At 33.6% G+C, this 20,969-nt stretch carries 10 protein-coding genes; 6 read left to right on the top strand and 4 right to left on the bottom strand.

All coding sequences use genetic code 11. The annotated features are described in order from the left end of the window. Window positions 1-8: 8 nt before the first annotated feature. Genes fusA through rpsL form a run of 3 tightly spaced genes read right to left on the bottom strand, consistent with a single transcriptional unit; the run spans window position 9 to window position 3,014 of the window. Window positions 9-2,135, bottom strand: a complete 2,127-nt coding sequence (fusA, locus tag FEF17_RS08665; RefSeq protein WP_139001939.1) for an elongation factor G — start codon at window positions 2,133-2,135, stop codon at window positions 9-11. A 6-nt stretch (window positions 2,136-2,141) separates the two neighbouring features. Next, the gene (rpsG, locus tag FEF17_RS08660) at window positions 2,142-2,618 is read right to left on the bottom strand and encodes a 30S ribosomal protein S7 (protein ID WP_139001938.1); all 477 of its coding nucleotides are present in this window, start codon (window positions 2,616-2,618) and stop codon (window positions 2,142-2,144) included. Between the two features lie 21 nt (window positions 2,619-2,639). Next, window positions 2,640-3,014, bottom strand: coding sequence for a 30S ribosomal protein S12 (gene rpsL / locus FEF17_RS08655; RefSeq protein WP_102756994.1), 375 nt, complete (start codon window positions 3,012-3,014; stop codon window positions 2,640-2,642). 178 nt (window positions 3,015-3,192) lie between these two features. Here rpsL and FEF17_RS08650 point away from each other — a divergent pair, with 178 nt between their 5' ends. From FEF17_RS08650 to FEF17_RS08635, 4 genes are all read left to right on the top strand, one after another. Further along, window positions 3,193-4,887 (top strand): POTRA domain-containing protein, encoded by a 1,695-nt coding sequence (locus FEF17_RS08650; RefSeq protein ID WP_139001937.1) that lies wholly within the window; start codon window positions 3,193-3,195, stop codon window positions 4,885-4,887. Window positions 4,888-5,002: 115 nt separating this feature from the next. Further along, a complete protein-coding gene (locus FEF17_RS08645) occupies window positions 5,003-8,206 on the top strand; it encodes a SusC/RagA family TonB-linked outer membrane protein (protein ID WP_139001936.1) in 3,204 nt (1,067 codons plus the stop codon). 19 nt (window positions 8,207-8,225) lie between these two features. After that, the gene (locus tag FEF17_RS08640) at window positions 8,226-9,893 is read left to right on the top strand and encodes a SusD/RagB family nutrient-binding outer membrane lipoprotein (RefSeq protein ID WP_139001935.1); all 1,668 of its coding nucleotides are present in this window, start codon (window positions 8,226-8,228) and stop codon (window positions 9,891-9,893) included. An 11-nt stretch (window positions 9,894-9,904) separates the two neighbouring features. After that, complete coding sequence (locus FEF17_RS08635; RefSeq protein WP_139001934.1) at window positions 9,905-10,795, top strand: hypothetical protein; 891 nt, start codon at window positions 9,905-9,907, stop codon at window positions 10,793-10,795. Window positions 10,796-11,416: 621 nt separating this feature from the next. Here the strand turns inward: FEF17_RS08635 and FEF17_RS08630 are convergent. After that, a complete protein-coding gene (locus FEF17_RS08630) occupies window positions 11,417-15,373 on the bottom strand; it encodes an FG-GAP-like repeat-containing protein (RefSeq protein WP_139001933.1) in 3,957 nt (1,318 codons plus the stop codon). Window positions 15,374-15,807: 434 nt separating this feature from the next. On the opposite strand from FEF17_RS08630, the gene FEF17_RS08625 reads away from it, so the two are divergent. Together FEF17_RS08625 and FEF17_RS08620 are read left to right on the top strand one after the other, a co-directional pair. Continuing rightward, entirely contained in the window at window positions 15,808-17,466 is a 1,659-nt protein-coding gene (locus tag FEF17_RS08625; protein ID WP_139001932.1) for an aryl-sulfate sulfotransferase, read from the top strand. A 319-nt stretch (window positions 17,467-17,785) separates the two neighbouring features. Further along, entirely contained in the window at window positions 17,786-20,917 is a 3,132-nt protein-coding gene (locus FEF17_RS08620; protein WP_139001931.1) for a SusC/RagA family TonB-linked outer membrane protein, read from the top strand. Window positions 20,918-20,969: the final 52 nt, after the last annotated feature.

Raw genomic sequence — 20,969 nt, 5'->3', positions numbered from 1 at the left:
CTTAAATTTTAAGCTTCAACGCCTTTAGCTGCTTTAATTACTTCCTCAGATATGTTAGAAGGAGTTTCGGCATAGTGTGAAAATTCCATTGTTGATGTCGCACGTCCTGATGATAATGTTCTTAAAGTAGTAACATAACCAAACATTTCAGATAATGGTACAGTAGCTTTTACAGTTTTTGCACCAGCTCTATCTCCCATGTCACTTACTTGTCCTCTTCTTCTATTTAAATCTCCAACAATGTCACCCATGTTTTCTTCAGGAGTAATTACCTCAAGTTTCATGATTGGTTCCATAATTACTGCTTTTGCAGCTTTTGCAGAATTTTTAAATCCAAGTTTAGCGGCCAATTCGAAAGATAACTGATCAGAATCCACATCATGGTAAGACCCATCTTTTAATGTTACTTTCATAGAATCAACTTCGTAACCTGCTAAAGGTCCATTAACCATTGCCATTTTAAATCCTTTTTCAATTGAAGGGATAAATTCTTTGGGAACGTTACCACCTTTGATTATAGATTCAAACTGAAGTCCAGTTACACCTTCATCAGCTGGTTCAATAGTAAATACAATATCAGCAAACTTACCACGACCACCAGATTGCTTCTTATAAACCTCTCTATGATCAGCAGCTTGTGTAATAGCCTCTTTGTACTCAACCTGCGGTTGACCTTGATTTACTTCAACCTTAAACTCACGCTTAAGACGGTCAACAATAATATCTAAGTGAAGCTCACCCATTCCAGAAATAATAGTCTGTCCTGAAGCTTCATCTGTTCTTGCTGTAAATGTTGGATCTTCTTCAGCTAATTTTGCTAAAGACATACCTAACTTATCAACATCAGCTTTAGTTTTTGGCTCAACCGCGATACCAATTACTGGATCTGGGAAGTCCATAGATTCTAAAACGATAGGATGTTTTTCATCAGACATAGTATCACCAGTCTTGATGTCTTTAAATCCTACTGCTGCTCCGATATCTCCTGCCTCGATATAATCGATAGCATTTTGTTTATTAGAGTGCATTTGATAAATACGAGAGATACGTTCTTTTTTACCTGAACGGTTATTCAAGATATAAGAACCAGCATCTAAACGACCAGAATACGCTCTAAAGAATGCTAAACGACCTACAAACGGATCGGTAGCAATTTTAAATGCTAATGCAGCAAAAGGATCTTTTGCATCTGGCTTACGAATTTCATCTGCACCAGTATCTGGGTTAGTTCCTACAATGTTATCTCTATCAGTTGGAGAAGGCAAATAACGACATACAGCATCTAATAAGAATTGCACACCTTTATTTTTAAATGCAGAACCACAAATCATTGGAATAATAGCCATATCCATTACAGCAGCTCTAAGTGCAGCATGCACTTCGTCTTCAGTAATAGAATCTTCATCTTCCATGAATTTTTCTAAAAGGTTTTCATCGTAAGTTGCAACTTCTTCAATAAGTAATGCTCTATATTTTCTAGCTTCCTCTTTAAGCTCTTCTGGAATTTCAATAACATCAAAAGTTGCCCCTTGAGTTTCATCATGCCATACAATAGCTCTGTTTTTAACTAAATCGATAATACCTTTAAAATCTATTTCGTCACCAATGTTTAAAACGATTGGCACCGCGTTAGATTTCAACATATCTTTTACTTGTTGACAAACACCTAAAAAGTTAGATCCTTGACGGTCCATTTTATTAACGAAACCGATACGAGGCACTTTGTAGTTATCTGCTAATCTCCAGTTAGTTTCAGATTGTGGCTCAACACCATCAACTGCACTAAATAAGAATACTAATCCATCAAGTACACGTAATGAACGATTTACCTCTACGGTAAAATCAACGTGACCTGGTGTGTCAATTATATTAAAGTGATATCCTTTTGTTTCTGGTGTAGGCTCCCCATTTTCGATTGGGAACTTCCATGTACAAGTTGTTGCAGCAGAAGTAATTGTAATACCTCTTTCTTGCTCTTGCTCCATCCAGTCCATTGTAGCAGCACCATCATGTACTTCTCCAATTTTGTGAGATACACCTGTATAATAAAGAATACGTTCTGTTGTAGTAGTTTTTCCTGCATCAATATGCGCAGCAATACCTATGTTTCTTGTATATTTTAAATCTCTAGCCATTTCCTATTAAAATCTAAAGTGAGAGAATGCTTTGTTTGCTTCTGCCATCTTATGAGTATCAACTCTTTTCTTAACAGCTGCTCCTTCTTCTTTAGCTGCGGCTAAGATTTCTGCTGCTAGACGGTTAGCCATAGATTTTTCGTTCCTTTTACGAGAATAGCCAATTAGCCATTTCATTGCTGTAGAAACTTTACGGTCTGGACGGATTTGCATTGGAATTTGAAATGTTGCACCACCAACTCTACGACTACGTACTTCTACGTGAGGCATAACGTTAGATAAGGCGTCTTTCCAAATCTCTAATGCTGTTTTTTCTTCGTCAGTTTTTTTTGAATCTACAATATCGATAGCATCGTAGAATACTTTAAAAGCCACCGACTTCTTGCCATCCCACATCATCATGTTAACGAAACGAGTTACTAACTGATCGTTAAATCGTGGATCCGGTAAAAGCGGTCTCTTTTTTGCTGCTCTTTTTCTCATGTCTTCTTCTTAAAGTTTAAATTACTTCTTAGGGCGTTTAGCACCATACTTAGATCTACGTTGTGTTCTACCTGAAACACCTGCTGTGTCCAAAGCACCACGCACAATATGATATCTAACTCCTGGCAAATCTTTTACCCTTCCACCTCTAACCAATACTATCGAGTGCTCTTGTAGATTATGTCCTTCACCACCAATGTATGCATTAACCTCGTTACCGTTTGTTAAACGAACCCTTGCCACCTTTCTCATTGCTGAGTTTGGTTTTTTAGGAGTTGTTGTGTAAACACGAGTACATACACCACGTCTTTGCGGACAAGAATCTAAAGCAGCCGATTTACTCTTCTTGGTTATTTTGGCTCTTCCTGTTCTTACTAATTGTGAAATTGTTGGCATATATAATATATATAAATTTAAAAATCCTCTTCTTAGAGGGCTGCAAAGGTAGAAATTAAAATGAATTATTCAAACCCTAAAACATTAATTTTTAGGAGTTTTTAAAAATATCCCAATCTACTATATTATAAGTGTCTATTTTCCGTTAGTTTTACAGCAACAAAGAGCAGATTTTACCGTGCAAAGAATTCCTTTTTTAGTCCTTATAATTTATACACTTTTTTCATCGGAATTGATTTGTCAAAATTTAAACCTAAAAGTTTCTGGTAAAACTGATTTCGAAACCAAAATCATTGACTCTTTAAACTACTTAAAATTCCACAAGGATTATAACAGTATAGAATTTGAAATCGATTCTATTCAAAGCGCATTATTTAAAAAAGGTTTTATTGAAAACAAACTAGAAACACTTAAACAAATTAACGACTCTATTTTTGGGGCTGAAATCCATTTAAAGTCAAAATATTACACCATATATATATACCATAATAAAGGGCAAGTAGACGATGAAACAATTCAAATGATTTCAAGTCAAGTTTTTGATGACTATTTTGTTCTAAATTTTAGTGAGGTTGAAAACGCTTTAAACTTTATTAATTCGAAAATTTCTGAAAAGGGGTTTCCTTTTTCAAAGCTGAAGTTATCTCATATAAAAATAAGAGATAGCTCAAACTTAGAAGCACAACTTACTGTTGACTCTGAAGCACAAAAAAGAATGATTAACAATATCATTATAAAAGGTTATGAAAAATTCCCAAAATCTTATCTAAGATATTTCTTGAAAATTAAACCCAATGAAACTTTTGATCTAGCCGAAATAAAGAAAAAAAGTGAACGCCTTCAAAATCTCAGGTTTGCAAATCAAATTAAACCACCAGAAGTATTATTCACCGAAGACTCAACCAATCTATATTTATATATTAAAAAAACTAAAAGCAATAACTTTGATGGTTTCTTAGGTTTTGGAACCAATGATGAAACTAATAATCTAGAATTTGATGGCTATCTCAATTTGAACCTTACCAATAATCTAAATTATGGCGAGTCTTTCAGACTTATCTATAAGAGTGATGAAAACGATCAAAAAACGTTTAACGCGAACTTGTCTATGCCTTATTTGTTCAAATCCCCCTTTGGCATAGACCTTTCTTTGCAGATATTTAAACGAGACTCATCATTTACAACTACTAATCAAATTGGTAAGCTTCATTATCAAATTAGCTCAAAGTCAAAAATTTATACTGGCCTAAACTCTTCTACATCAAATAACTTGTTGTCCAATAATAACTCGCAATTAATTAGTGATTACGATGCAACATATTATTCCTTAGCCTATGAGTTTTTATCACAACAACCAAATAACTTACTATTTCCTGTAAAAGCAGCATTATTTCTTGAAACGAGCTTTGGCAAAAGAAAAACCACAAATACTTCGGAAAAGCAAACACAATTATTTATTGACGCTTTTAAGATCATTAACCTAAATATTCGCAATAGTCTTTATTTTAGGATAAATGGGTCGTCAATGGATTCAGACTCATATTTTGAAAATGAGCTTGTGCGTTTTGGAGGCATAAATTCAATTAGAGGGTTTGAAGAAAATAGTTTATATGCTTCTTTGTTTGCATTAATTAATACAGAATATAGATTTCAAATTAGTAACAGCATCTATATACACACTATAACAGACGTTGCATATTTTGAAAACCAAATAACTAAAATTAAAGAGAAACTTTTTGGTTATGGGTTCGGTTTTGGCCTTTTAACTAAAGCTGGTATTTTAAAGTTTAATTATGCAAATGGTAAAACAGAAAACCAAAAATTCAAGCTCTCAAATTCAAAGGTGCATGTTAGCTTAATCGCCAACTTCTAATTGTCTGTTTTATTTACCATTTTTTATTGAGCATGAGAAATTTTATCTCAAATTTGTTGTTTTATTTACTTATTATTAAGATTTTTGGCCAGAACTAATTCAAACAAATCAAAAAATGAAAACAAAGTTTAGTGTACTAACGCTACTATTAGCGTTTGTTGTGCAATTTTCTTTTGCACAAGAAAAGACAGTTTCTGGTACGGTATCTGACGGTAACGGTATGCCTCTCCCAGGAGCAACAGTCTTAGTTAAAGGTACCACCAATGGTACGTCAACAGATTTTGATGGTAATTATTCAATAACATTAAGCCAAGGAGATGTCCTTGTTTTTAGTTTTGTTGGATATAACACTCAAGAAATAGCTGTAGGAGCTTCAAATTCAATTAATGCTACAATGCAGGATGATGCTACAACTCTTGAAGAGGTAGTTGTAACCGCACAAGGTATTAGAAGAGAGAAAAAAGCTCTTGGATATGCTGTTTCAACATTAAAAGGAGAAGCTGTAGCTGAAAGACCTGAAACAGATGTAGCGAGAGCTTTATCTGGTCAAGTAGCTGGCGTAAATATCCTTGGTGGAAGTGGTATTGCAGGTAGTGGTACTAATATTACCATAAGGGGTTTTTCTAGTATAACAGGTGACAATCAACCTTTAATAATCGTTGATGGGGTTCCCTTTTCAAATTCAACAAATGAAACAAGTACTTTTTCTACAACTGAATCTGGTAATAATTCCGCAAGTAGGCTTTTAGATTTAGATCCCAATAATATTTCAGAAGTTAGTGTCTTAAAAGGTTTAAGTGCTACAACTTTATATGGTGAACAAGGTAGAAATGGTGTAATATTAATTACTACTAAAAATGGGTCTGGTGAAACACAAAAGAAACTTGAAGTAAGTGTTAACAGTTCTTATTTTGTTGAACAGATTTCTTCTACTCCTGACTATCAGAACAGATATGGTGGAGGATGGCAAAATAGCTTAGGTAAAGCTTTTAGTAACTGGGGAGCGGAATTTACTACGCCTTATTCAACAACTACACACGTTTATTCAGGAAACGCTTATGCAGCAGCTCAAAATGCTGGAGGAGTAACTTTTGATGATGAATTTCCACAATTTGCTGGAAACACATCTTACGTTTATAGACCCTATAATAGTGTAGAAGACTTTTTTACTACTGGGTATACAAATGTAAATAACATAAATGTTTCTAAATCTTCTGAAAACTTAAACATAAATCTTTCTTACACAAATACAGATCAGAAAGGTTTTACACCAAACAACACGTTAAGAAGAAATAACTTTAACATAGGTGGAACAGCAAAACTTTCAAACAGATTCACTTTTAATGGATCTATGATGTATACAAATACAGATAAAGTAAGTCCTCCAAATGCTTCAAGTACTGGAGCAAGTAATGTTTCAGTGGGAGGCACCGGTGTTTTTGCAAATGTTTTCTATACTCCAAGATCAGTTGATTTAATGGGGCTTCCTTATAAGGATAGTCAAAACCGTAGTGTTTACTATCGTGGTGGGAATGATATACAAAATCCAAGATGGACCGCTGAGAATGAAATTGACCAAGAAATCACAGACAGAATTTTCCTTTCTATGTCAGGGACATATAAGCTTACAGATTGGATGTCATTGACGTGGCGTACAGGTCTTGATAGTTACAACGAAACTGCATCTTTTAAAGTAAATAAAGGAGGTATTAATCTTCCTAATGGATTATATTATGAAACTCGTGCTACAGAGAAAACTTGGGACCATTCATTTATAACCAATATAGATACAGACTTAAGTGAGAAAATTAACTTATCAGCTACGGCCGGTTTTAATAGTCGAAGAAATACATACACTTCGTCTACTGTTAATTACGATAGACAACTTATTTATGGTCTATTTTTTGCGAATAATTTTGAAAACAGAAATGCTACAGACCTTTATCAAGAACAGCAAAATGTATATGGTTTATATGGTTCTGCAACATTTGGTTATGAAAACTACTTATACCTAAATGTTTCAGGTAGAAATGACTGGGCTTCAACTCACGAATCTGGAAACAACTCTTTATTTTATCCTGGTGCTAGTGTTTCTTTTATCCCAACTTCTGCTTTTCCAAGTCTTAAAAGCAATACTCTAAATTACTTGAAGCTTCGATTTGGCTATGGTAGTTCTGCGAGGTTTGCTGGACCATATGTTACAAGAAATGCTCTAGGTGTTCAAGCAAGAGGATGGCTAGATAGAAGTGGTAATCCAGTAAATGTTAATGGAAGTAATGTTAACATAAATGATAGTGGTATCAATAGGTTAGGGAATCCTGACCTGAAACCTGAATTAGTTTCAGAATTAGAACTTGGTTTAGAATTTAAACTTCTTAATAACCGTTTAGGGTTTGAGGCAAGTGTTTACAAGAAAGAAGCCGAAGATCAGATTTTAGATCAAAGAGTAGATCCGGCTTCGGGTTACACTGTTACAGCAATTAATGCTGGTAACTTAGAAACTGAAGGAATTGAAATAGGTATTAATGCTGTGCCTTACCAGAATGATAATTTCCGATGGGATTTAATTTTAAATTTCGATGCCTATGAAAGTACAGTTACAGAATTACCAGTGGATGGTGCTTTATTTTTATCTGGTCCATTTTCTAACTTAGGGAATTTTGCAATAGAAGGACAGCCATTTAATACTATGATGGGAGATGTAGTTCAAAGAGATGCTAGCGGAAATCCTATTGTTGGAACTGATGGTTTATATTTACTTCAAGATGAGATTGGTATAATTGGAGACCCTAATCCAGATTGGAACAGCACTTTTATTAATAATATTTCTTATAAAGGCTTTAAATTTTCAATGCAATGGGATTATACACATGGTGGTGATATGTACTCTGCTACGGCTAACACGCTACTTATACGTGGTCAAGCTGGAGAAACAGGTTTTGACAGAACAATTCCTGTAGTAGCTCCTGGCGTTTTTGCTAATGGTACTCCAAATAATATTCAAATTTCTTCGAATGATCATTATTGGGAGAACTTGGGTAATGAAGAGTTTAAAGTATATGATGCATCAACTTTGAGGCTAAGAGAAGTATCTTTATCATATTCCTTTCCTAAAAAGGTTCTTGATAAAACGCCTTTTGGAAACTTAACTATTTCAGCAACTGGGAACAACATGTGGTTTAAAGCATTTAATTTCCCTGACTCTATAAATTTTGATCCATCAGTAAGTAGTGAAGGTGTTGGGAACTCGAGAGGTTTTGACCTATTAACTGGCCCTACTGCGAAAAGATATGGGATATCAGTAAGAGCTTCATTCTAAAAAAAGAAATTAAAAAATTATGAATACAAAAAATAAAATATCAATACTATTCTTTGCATTGTTTCTTGTTATACTCTCTTGTGAGACAACAAATTTAGATGTAAATGAGAATCCTAATAGTGCTACACCAGAATCTGCTGATGTTAACCTATTACTTAATGGAACTTTGCTAGATTTTTCTAAATGGGTTTCTGAAGAAGATGATGACAATCGCTATGGCTTTGAAGCCGGTATGCGTGTTGTAAGAATGTTACACATGTATGGTCCTCTTTACGAAAATGCTTTTGAACCAGGGGATTTCGATGATGTCTGGAGACAAGCATATGCAGGTGTTTTAATTGATGTTAAAAATCTTAAAAATTTAGCATCTCAGAATGACCTGTTCCACCACATTGGTGTTGCTCAAATTCTTGAATCGTACACATTAACCACTTTAGTCGACTTTTTTGGGGATGTACCTTATTCTGAAGGGCTTCAAGGTGACGCAGGAGTATTTAATCCTAATGTTGATGACGATCAAGAATTATATAATACGGCACTTGGTTTACTAGACGAAGCAATTGCAAACTTAGAAAGTTCACCATCCGCATCATTAAGTTCAGTTAGTGATCTTTTTTATGGTGGTAACACTAATAAGTGGATTACTTTGGCAAAAACTCTTAAACTTAGAATTTATAATAATGTTAGACATGTAGATGAAAGTGCTTCTTTGGCAGGTATTAATGCATTACTAGCCGATGGAGATTTAATGGAAAGTGCTTCAGATGATTTCAATGTAGTTTTTGGAACCAATAATACGGCTCCAGATGTAAGACATCCTCAATATGTAAACAATTACGAAAATACTCCTAGTGGTGAATACATGTCGATGTACTTTATGAATTTAATGGTAAGCACTGATGATCCTAGAACTCGATACTATTTCTATAGACAAGTAGAAGAATTCCCTCCAGCAACTGCGCAAGGTATTTTTGACCTTCCGTGTCTTGCCGAAAGCTACCCAAGCCATTACACTCCTGGTGTAGATCCTTTTTGTACTTCTATTGGCTCTGGTTACTGGGGTCGTATACATGGTGATGCTCAAGGTTTACCATCAGATGAGATTAAAATTACTACATGGGGCACATACCCAATAGGTGGTAAATTTGATGACGACTCTTTTTCAGCTGTTGGTGCTACTTCTGGTATGCAAGGAGCAGGTATTCAGCCAGTAATGTTATCTTCTTATGCTTACTTCATGAGAGCTGAAGCTGCATTAGAATTAGGAACCACAGATAGTGATGTTGAAATGCTAGAAGAGGGCATGAGAGCTTCTTTTGACAAAGTTGTTAATTTTGATGCAACTACGTTAGATAACTCTTTTGCTGCCACAGAAACTGATATTGATGATTATGTAGCTGATGTTTTAGCTGCTTATTCAACTGCAACTCCTGAGGATAAATTAAACATAATTATGACTCAAGCGTTTATTGCTTCTTGGGGTAATGGTGTGGAGCCTTATAATAACTATAGAAGAACTGGAATGCCTTTAAATATACAACCTACACAATCATCTGCTCCAGGTGCTTTTATACGTACATTTAAATACCCTTCTGTAGCTATTGATAATAATACCAATATAGATTCAAAACCAAATCAAACTGTTAAAGTTTTTTGGGATTTGAATGATGCTAATTTAGATTTTTAAAAAAATAAATCATGAAAAAAATAATAAACATTTTAGTTCTTCCATGCTTAATCTTATTTAGCTTGAGTTCTTGTGAAGAAGAAGAGAAAGACCCTTTTTATAAATTAAGTTTTGATGAAATTGAAACTGGTGCTTATTTTAGATCTATTTTAGCTGGTGGTACTGTGAATTTAAATGACCTCGATAATTCAGTCTATAATATTCAAGGGGAATTAGTTACTCCTGAAGCTGGTGCTGATGTAGAAAGTATAGAATTATGGGTTGAATTTAAAGACAGATCAACTGATTCTGGTGATGATGATTCCGTGGCTTCTACGTTTGTAACCTCAATAAGTTCTTCATCATTACCAACAAACTCTAACGGTTTTCCAGAACATACTTTTAATATGACTATTCCTGAAGCAATGACAGCATTAGGCCTTGATTCTAGCCAAATTTCTGGCGGAGATCAATTCTTTTTTCAGGTAGTAATAATTATGACTGATGGAAGAGTATTTGATAAGGATACTTCAGGAGATAGTATTAAAGGAGAATTATTTTTTGCTTCTCCATTTGAATACACAGCAACCGTAGTTTGTATAGCTTTTCCTATTCCTGGAGACTGGGTATTAGATATGATCGATTTATTTGGTGATGGATGGAATGGTGGTAACATAGTTGTTAGTTTAGATGGAGTACAAACTACTTATTTTCCTCCTGGATCTAGTCTAACAGAAATTATTACTGTTGCACCGGGAACTTCAGAATTTACTTTTACATATACCGCAGGTGGTTGGGAAGGTGAAAACCTTTATACACTAACAGACCCAAATGGTGTAGTAGTCTTAGATGAAGGTGTAGGTGATTATAGTCAAGAAAATGGTCCTAGAGAAGGGGAGCTATTGAATGTATGCCCTGATTAGTGCCTTCTGCTACTAATAGTAATCTATAAACGACCAATCAAAGGTTTTTTATTCAGAATTAATATTTTTAAGATCTCAGAACAAATCATGATTTGTTCTGAGATCTTTTTATTTTCAATTTCAATAAAATTAGAATATGTATTTAAAGAGGTGTATTATAATCTTATAATCCCAATTTAAATGACCTAAGAGATTAAATATATTTAGGTTCTAAAACCTTAAATTAAGGCAAGAGCAAAAAGTAGGGTTTATAGAGATTAAAAATATTGATTTACATTTCAGATTAATAACGAACATTATTTAACAGGTATCCCAATAAATAAGCAACTATTCTTAGTTCATTTGTTGATTTAAATATTCACGAATAACGCATGAAGCATAAGGAATATCATAATACTGCCAACTACTTAATACAGTTTAAACCACTAACAGTTATCAATTAAGTGAAATTTATAATTTGAGAGGTAAATGAATTTATTAGTTTAATAAAAAAACATTTTAAGTTTAATACTCAAAATTAATATCTGCCTTTTTATTTGTAGAAACCGATTCTCTTAGAGATCTAATCTTAAAAGTCTCTATAAAGAGAATATGCAAAAAACTTGATTTTAATTTAAAATGCTAATTTATTACTAATTTCCAGATTTGATTATCTGATTTTAATATATAAATACCAGATTTTAAAGCAGAATTAAATTCTATATGAGTTTGGCTATTTAGTTCTTTGAAATTATATTTTATTGGAATGTTTCTACCGTTTATATCAAATAATTTTAGAGTAATATTTGGTTTTGAGTTTGTCAAAATTATTCGATGGTCTGAATTTATAGGGTTAGGAAAAAGTTTAATACTGCCAACTTCTTTGGCTGAACTACTAAAATAAGATTTTGCTAATTTAAAAGCATCAACCCCGACCTGCTCACCAATTAAACGACCAGGAATATCATCCATAGGCGGATGTATGCCTCCCCATATCCTTGAAAGACTACATTGGTCTGATGCATCTCTATAAGTAGCCCATTGTAATATAATATCTTGACTAGGTCCTTCTTCAAAAACCAAAAATTCATTCTTTTTAGCAACGAACTCACCCATTCCACCGGGAAAATATTCAGAGCCTGTAATTTTTGTTAAAACTTCAGCAGCTGCTCTTGAATAGGTCGAATGTCCAGAAACATATCCTGCAAAAGGAGGAGTCACAAAGGAAGGTCTTTGATATGGCCACCAATTCTCGGCCAAAATCCAGCCAACATCTGCGATATCGGTATCAGTATTTTCTATATAATCATGTCCTTTCCACGTGTAAAGTTTTATTTTACCTAGATTTTCTCGTACATCACCTACCAAGTCATCATTTTCTCCAACTACCTCAATATATCCATCTATTAATGGAATTCCTTCTTCATGATAGTTTTCTAAACTCATATCTGTACTCTGGCCTTTCTCAGACATATATCTAATCGCAGAAATAGGTCGAATATAATCGTACCATCCTTTAATACTCCAGGCGGCTATTGCCGCATCATGCATTGCTCCTCCTAAGGAAAAGTATGATTTCACTTCCCATTCTAAATCATCCAAAACTGGTCCCGTTCCTTCAAATTTTTTGCTGAAATTTGGCTGATCGTTAACATAATTCAAAATAGTAAACCAGTGCCCTGGTGGTGTTTCAGAATCTGGACCATCAGCCCAGAACTCAGCAAGAACTCTAGTATAATCTCCTCGTGGTACCAATTGCGATTCATATAGCTCATTAGTTATTGGATTCATAGATCGACCAATACTAATATCACCTCCATATATTAAATCGTAAAAGCTATCGTAACTAGAAAAATTTTCAGGAAAAGAATCAGAAGAAATATTACCGAGGGATTTAGGTGAAATATCCCATAACACACCATCATTTGGAGATAAGTGAGAACCCCATACAGACACCAAAGAAAAACCCCATTTATAAATATCTGAAGATTGATCATCCCCTAGCCCTATAAAAGGAGGAGCTCCAGGATCATGATATACACTATAAGTATTTGAGTTTCTAGAAAAAATAGATTGTGAGTCTTCCGATAAGGCAAATGAATAAGTATTACCCCATTCTGGGCTTAAAAATTCTGGAACTGAATTATCTGTAGAAACTACATTACCGCTCTGATCTATATATACTTCTAATGACAAAGGTTGCCAGCGATTCGGATCTGTAATTGATTCATTACCAGGTAAAATGGGCAGTAAAGGATCATTAGCAGGTTGATAATACTGATTTTCATAACTACCTATCTCGTTAGCACCATCCTGCATTCCATATTCAATAATCTTACTTCCAATATAATTCCCAAGTGCTGCTGGATTTCCGTTTGAATAATCTATTGAATTGAATTCTAAATCATAATCCAACAAATACATTAAATTGTCAAACATTTCAATAGTTGTCTCTTTATTTGGTGAATTTTGGAACCTAAACTTCAACAAAGTATATAATGCATAACTAAGTGTTTCTTCAACTTTCTCTTTATTATCTCCTACAACTTTAGACGCATAATTCTCATCAAATGCACATGTAAAACCATTTAATTTATTTCCAACAAAATAGGGTTCGCTATTATCATCATGGATGGCCCAAGCATCATACATAGCCATACTGGCATGAAACAAATTTCTTGCATGTACTGTTGGACGTGCATAATCATTTCTAATAGCATGAAGCAAAACTTCATTCCACAACCTTGCAATCGAATAGTTGCTATTATTTACTGAAGGTAAACTTAAATTAATTTCAATAACACTCGCCTCTACCGAACAATTACTAGATTCATTAATAACCGAGATAACCCCACTGGAGGCAATATCCCATCTAACACGAATTGTATTTGAATCTTCTCCTTCAATAATATGTCCATTTATTACACTCCATCTGTAAATCGCATCTTTCTCAGGAGAACTTATTGAATAGGTTTCAACTTTTAAAGGGTTGGAATCTAAATTTCCCGTAACTAAAATATTATCTAAAATTATACAAGATCCGTCATCAATTGTAGCATTTGGGTCAAAATTACAAGAGTCTGGGTCTGTGCAACCAAAAATTTGAGTATTAGTCTCACCTGTTCCTTCTATTAAGGTTAAGTGCTGATTGGCATCAATATCATAAAAGTAATCTTCTACCCCACTTAACCATTTTACCTTAACATAGTCAACGCTCGTATTATTGCCAATTCCAAAAATTTCAGAAGCAGAATTTTGGGATAAATACCCCTCACCACATAAAGTATATCGATATTGAACTTCTCCTGCGGTTGAAATCTCAATTACGGAACCAATACCGTCTATATTACTCTCAACCCCTTGAAGTTTAATCTTTAACCAGTTATTGGTTGTATTGGTACTATTCTTCCATAAATCGACATTTTTATTATCTCTATTAGTAACAATTATATCCAATAAACCGTCATTATCAATATCTCCAATAGCATTAGAATGGCTTTCTTTCGTATCATCTAAAAACCCATAGCTTGAAGAATTTACAAAATTTTCGTTACCTTGATTTTCAAAAAACAAAGAAGAATTATAAACGCTGCTGCCATCTAATGAACTAGTTACATATAAATCCAAATCCATATCATTATCTGAATCTAAAAAAACGGCACCCCAGCAAAAACCATATACTAGTGTTCCAGCGTTAACAGAAATATCAGTAAAAGTATTATCTCCATTATTTTTAAAAAATGCATTTCCATCATCTGGACTACCTGAAACATATATATCAAACCAACCGTCACTATTAAAATCATCAATTGTAACAGTCATAGCATCAATATCGGTATCTGTACCTGATACTACACTTACATCGGTAAACGTTCCGTTTCCATTATTTTCATAAAGAATATTTTTATTAAATACCCTATCATTGGACACATAAATATCCTGCCAACCATCATTATTATAATCAAAAAATGCAGAGCAAAATGAAAGGTGACCAACTTGACTTATTCCCGCTGAAGAACTAATGTTAGTAAATGTGCCATCACCATCATTTTTGTATAAATAATTAGGCACTTGCTTCGTTGGATCAAAACTGGAAAGAAAAACATCCAAATAACCATCATTATCTATATCCCCCCAAGAAGCACCGTAGGTATAAATGTTAATTTCTGGTAAACCTGTACTAGATGTTATGTCAATAAAAACGTTGTCACCATCATTTCTTAAAAGTTTATTACCACTTGTAAAGCTTGTGACAAACATATCTTTATCTCCATCATTATCAAAATCAACCCAAGTAACTGATTTTGTTTCATAAGATAAATTTGGAATACTAAAAAATTGTTCAACAAAAGTTCCATTAACATTTTTAAAAAAACGTATTTGTTGATTTTCATCGGTGGTAAAGGTTAAATCATCCCAACCATCATTATCAAAATCAAAAAATGAAACGCCGTTACCATGTTGAGTATCTCCAGAAGAAAAAATCAAACCTAAATCAACAGCTTGATTAACAAAATTGATTTGTGAAAATCCTCTGTTCACAAGCCCACTAATAGATAGAATAAGGCAAACTTTAACTAAAAAAAAATCTTTTTTCATAAACCTATGCAATATCTAACTAAATTTAGATTTTTAAAACAATTTAATAATAAAAATAATTTAAAGTTAATTCTGTTCTTTTTTAACATTTCTGGATACAACTCATAAGATTAAGTATTATTAAGTTGTTTAATTTAGGCTTTGGCTTTGGCTTTGAAACTAATTAAAATCCAATAATTTTCTTAAAATTTATTTCATATTTATTGATTTATTTACGTTTTATTAGGATTTTTGAAGCTGACTAATTCTGATAAAAAATTATAGTTAAAGAAGAAACATTTTTTTATTTCACTTTTACCAAGCAATAAACTAGGCTATTTCATTAGTGCAAATTTAGGTTGAGTTAGAAGATAATTTTTGTTTGTACTCATAAATTTTGAGCAGATAAAAAAAGGTGTTCATAAAACTTTAAAAAAAGAAAAATCATTCATTTAATGATCACATTAATCTCAATATTAAAAAATTCAACTTGCAACTTAATTATACTCTTTTTATCAGTTAACTTTATATGTTCCCAAAATACAGTTGGAGTTATTTCTAATACAACAGACTCATTTGATGGATACACCCTATTTACAGCACAAACCGAAACTTATTTAATTAATAATTGTGGCCAAGTTATTAACCAATGGTCTAGTCAATACCCTCCTGGAAACGCTGTCTATTTATTAGAAAACGGTAATTTATTAAGAGCTGCTAAAATTGATAATCCTACCATTGATTTTGGTGGAACTGGAGGGCGAATTGAACTTTTTGATTGGGATGGGTCTCTTATCTGGGAATATGAATACAATTCGGATGAAGTCAGGCAGCATCATGATATTTTTCCAATGCCTAATGGAAATATACTTATACTCGCAGTTAAAGTAATGTCTAATGCAGATGCTATCCAAGCCGGACGAGATCCTAATACATTATCAGAAACAGTACTTTATAACGAGCAAATAATAGAAATACAACCAACTGGCACAAATACCGGAAATATTATTTGGGAATGGAACATTCAGGATCACTTTATTCAAGATTTGTTTGCAGATAAGGATAACTATGGAGTGGTTGAAGAAAATCCACAGTTATTAGATATTAATTATTTAGGAATGTCACAAGGTAATGCTAATTGGATGCATATTAATTCGATGCAGTATTACGATGCACTAGATCAAATAGTACTTAGCTCAAGACTTCTAAACGAGTTTTACATTATTGATCACTCTACATCTACCAGCGAAGCAGCATCTCATTCGGGAGGAATTTATGGAAAGGGTGGAGACTTGCTGTATCGATGGGGCAACCCGCAAAGCTATAAACAAGGGGGCTCTCAAGATCAAAAATTATTTGGTCAGCATTTTCCACATTTTATTCCCAATGGCTTAAACGATGCCGGTAAAATAATTCTCTATAATAATGGATTTGACAGAAGTCCATCTTTTTCTGAGGTTTTTATAATTGACCCTATGACAGATGCTCCTGGCTTTTATTCATATACACAAGACGCGGCTTATGGGCCATTAAATATTGATTACAGTTATATTGATCCTGATGATTCTACTAATTTTTATTCTGCTATTTTATCAAGTGCACAGCGATTACCAAATGGCAATATCTTGATTTGTGAGGGCACTAAAGGCCGGTTGTTTGAAATTGATAATAATGATGAAGTAAAATGGGAATATATTAATCCAGTAACTAGAACTGGCACTATTAGCCAAGGAACCAACCCCCTAGGAAAAGGTAATGCTTTATTTAGAGCTTTAAAATACGACAAAGACTATCCTGCCTTTAATCAAAAAGATTTAAGTCCTGGTGAAAGTATTGAGTCACCCACAAATATAGATGCTTGCCTTTCTTTATCTATGCCAAATAATAAATACTTGAATTTAAATATTTATCCTAATCCTATTGAAGATTATATTCAATTTAAATCAAGTGAACCAGTTACAAAATTCAGGATTTATTCTATTCTTGGAGAAAAAATAAAAACGGCAAAAGTAAATAATAAAAAAATTGACATATCTACTTTACAATCAGGTATTTATATAATAGAATTAATTTTTGCGAATCGTATTGTAAAAAGAAAGTTTGTAAAAAAATAATTGTGTATTTAATTTAAGAAACCTCTGTCCCTTGCAAATATTAAGAGTAAAAGAATTCTTCATTAAAATATTAACTTGTTGGTAGATTTTTAAAATACAAAATCCAATATTAACTATCTGGCTTAACAAATCTGGATTTTTCCTGACCATAACCATTATTAAAACACAAGATTTAAACTTTTGAAAGAAATTCCAAAAGCTAATTCAAGTGATATTAAGAGAACTAGTCTTAAAATACTTTTAAAATTTATACCATATTAATTGTTTTATTAAGATTTTATTAAGATTTTTGACATTGACTAATTCAAATAATTATAACATGAAAACAAAGTTTAGTGGAATGCTAGCGCTTTTGCTGGCGTTTGCTGTGCAATTTACTTTTGCACAACAAAAGACTATTTCTGGTACGGTTTCCGACGATAGTGGATTACCTCTACCAGGAACAACAGTCTTAATTAAAGGTACATCTTCTGGTGCCTCTGCAGATTTCGATGGTAAATATTCAATAGATGTAAGTCAAGGGGCTACTCTTGTATTTAGTTTTGTTGGATATAATACTCAAGAAATTATTGTAGGAACATCGAATACTATTAATGTTACAATGGTAGAAGATGCTCAAGCTTTAGAAGAGGTAGTTGTAACTGCTTTAGGAATAAAAAGAGAAGCAAGAAATTTGGCCTATGGAACCGATGTAGTTAAAGCTGCGGAATTGACTAGAGCTCGTGAAACAAATATCAGTAATGCCTTACAAGGTAAGGTTACAGGTGTTCAAGTAACTAACTCTGGTGGTAATCTTGGTGGTTCTTCTAAAGTAATAGTTCGTGGTGTATCATCACTTTCGGGAAGAAATAACCCATTATGGATTGTTGATGGTGTTTTAATTAATGATTCGCAAACTGTTTCTGGAGATACTAATAGAATTACTGGTAACAGAGATTTTGCCAATGGTGCATCTGCAATTAACCCTGATGATGTAGAATCCATAAATGTACTTAAAGGTGCGGCTGCAACAGCTTTATATGGTTCTCGTGCAGCAGCAGGGGCAATTGTGGTAACCACAAAACGTGGTAAGGAAGGCGTTGGACCAACGGTTAATATCAACTCTTCTTTAAGATTCGATAACTTGTTTAGAATACCTGATTATCAAACAGAATATGCCGGTGGTACTGGAGGTAGATTTGATGCCGGATTAGGTGTAGACTGGGGACCTAGAATCGTTGGGCAAACCGAACAAAACCTTGCTATAACTGGTGCTACTGGCCCACTAACAGCGGTTAAAGATAATGGTATAAATGAGTTTTACAAAACAGGCCAAACTGCTATTAACAATTTCGCTATCTCAGATGGTAGTGAAAAATATGACTACCGTCTTAGTTTGACGAACTGGGCTCAAACTGGTATTCTTCCTGGTGCTGAGCTTGACAGAACTACTGTCAATTTAAATGCTGGTCTTAGACATAGTGATAAGTTAAGATCTAGATTTAGTGTTCAATATGCAAAAACTAAAACTAGAGGTACTGGAGCTGCTGGTGCAAATGATCCAAACATTTTTGCCTTGCATCAATTTAGTAGCACAGTAGATCCTAGAGATTATATTCCTTGGAAAGACGCATCTGGAAATCAGATTAACACCTTATTTGACAATACAGGTCTTGAAGCAAATAACCCTTACTGGTTAAGAAATGAGAATTTAAATAATAGAGATGATGATAGAATATTCGGAAATTTCGAAATGACGTATACTCCTTGGCAGGATTTATCGTTTACTGGAAGAGTTGGAATGGACTTATTAGACGATAGAAGGCTAATTGAAAATAGTAAAGGAACGATTGGTAGATTACAAGGTGATTTTATTAGTGACAATATAAGACGTTTCGAAGTAACTGCTGATTTTATAGCCAATTATACAAAAACTCTTAATGAAGACTTCAACCTTAGTATATTAGGAGGTGTGCAATACAACTCTAGAGAATTTGAAAGACAATATATTGAAGGTGTTAATTTATTAATACCAGAATTGTTTAGTCCAGCTAATGCAGCACAAGTAATTGCTAATAGAGACTTTGCTGAATCTAGAGTTATTGGTCTCTATGGTTCTGCTGAAATAGAATATAAAAATTATCTAACTCTTACTGTAACAGGTAGAAATGACTGGACATCTACTTTGCCAAAAGATAACAATAACTACTTTTACCCTTCAGTAGGTATGGCTTTTGTTTTTACTGATGCTTTTAACATTCAAAGTGATATTTTATCATATGGTAAGTTACGTGGAAGTTGGGCAAAGGTTGGTAATGATACAACACCTTACTTATTAGATTTTAGGTTTACTCCTCAATCTACTGCCGATGGTCAGTATGGGTTAGATTTAAATTTCCCATTAAACGGAGCTTTGGCATACTCTGCTTCTGCTACGATTCCACCAGATGCATTACTTCCGGAGGAACAAACTTCTTATGAAGTTGGTTTGGAATTAAAATTATTTAAGGGTAGAATAGGATTAGATCTTTCTTATTTTAATACAAGAAATGAAGATCAAATTCTTAATGTTCCAATTCCGGAATCTACTGGTTTTGGCTTCAACACTCAAAATGTTGGTCGTGTAGATAATGAAGGTTTTGAAATAGCAATAGATGCTACACCTCTTAAAATTGGTGATTTTACATGGAGAACAAATATCAATTGGTCTAAAGTAGAAAGTGAAGTTATTTCATTAACTTCAGGTGTTGAAAGAATAACTATAGCATCTGGTTTCTCGAGTGTTCAAGTTATCGCAGAACCAGGTAAACCATTCCAATTGAGTGCTATACCATTTTTAAAAGACCCTGTTTCGGGAAGACCAATTATTGATCCAAATACTGGTAGAAGACAAGCGGGAGCAGTCGAGTCTTTTGGATCTGTTTTACCAGATTGGACAGCCGGTTTTGTTAACAATTTTAGTTATAAAGGTTTTAATCTTTCTGCAACTATTGATGCTCGATGGGGCGGCGTAATGAAATCATCTACTGTTGAAGACTTACAGCAGCAAGGTTTAGTTACTGAAACTTTAGCAAATAGAGAAGGTGCATTTATTGATACTGCTGGTGTTTTAGATAATGGTGATGGAACTTTTAGAGATAATGACGTACCATTACTTAATGCAGAAGACTTTTGGAGTAACTCGCTAGGTATCGGTAATGCTTCAGAGGCCTACATATTTGACGCATCATTTGTAAAATTGAGAGAAGTTTCACTTTCTTACACTTTTAATAAAGAGCAATTAGGTAATGGATTTCTTCAAGGTCTTTCACTTGGTATAGAAGGAAGAAATTTAGCATTACTTTACTCAAAAGTACCTCATATTGACCCAGAAGCTAGTTTGTTCGGATCTGGCGCAGATGGTTTTGGAGTTGAAAGAGCGAGCGTACCTTCTACAAGAAGTGTAGGTTTCAATGTAAGATTAACATTTTAATAATATATACAAAATGAAAAAAATATATTCAATAATAATATTATCAACTGTT

It is taken from the genome of Hyunsoonleella aestuarii (assembly GCF_006148925.1).
Lineage (GTDB): Bacteria > Bacteroidota > Bacteroidia > Flavobacteriales > Flavobacteriaceae > Algibacter_D > Algibacter_D aestuarii.
The sequence above is the reverse complement of the archived record's forward strand: the minus strand, read 5'-3'. Positions and strand labels throughout refer to the sequence as shown.

Coding starts and splice junctions, on each gene's coding strand:
- fusA (WP_139001939.1), bottom strand. CDS start 2,135: ATGGCTAGAGATTTAAAATATACAAGAAACATAGGTATTGCTGCGCAT.
- rpsG (WP_139001938.1), bottom strand. CDS start 2,618: ATGAGAAAAAGAGCAGCAAAAAAGAGACCGCTTTTACCGGATCCACGA.
- rpsL (WP_102756994.1), bottom strand. CDS start 3,014: ATGCCAACAATTTCACAATTAGTAAGAACAGGAAGAGCCAAAATAACC.
- FEF17_RS08645 (WP_139001936.1), top strand. CDS start 5,003: ATGAAAACAAAGTTTAGTGTACTAACGCTACTATTAGCGTTTGTTGTG.
- FEF17_RS08640 (WP_139001935.1), top strand. CDS start 8,226: ATGAATACAAAAAATAAAATATCAATACTATTCTTTGCATTGTTTCTT.
- FEF17_RS08635 (WP_139001934.1), top strand. CDS start 9,905: ATGAAAAAAATAATAAACATTTTAGTTCTTCCATGCTTAATCTTATTT.
- FEF17_RS08630 (WP_139001933.1), bottom strand. CDS start 15,373: ATGAAAAAAGATTTTTTTTTAGTTAAAGTTTGCCTTATTCTATCTATT.
- FEF17_RS08625 (WP_139001932.1), top strand. CDS start 15,808: ATGATCACATTAATCTCAATATTAAAAAATTCAACTTGCAACTTAATT.
- FEF17_RS08620 (WP_139001931.1), top strand. CDS start 17,786: ATGAAAACAAAGTTTAGTGGAATGCTAGCGCTTTTGCTGGCGTTTGCT.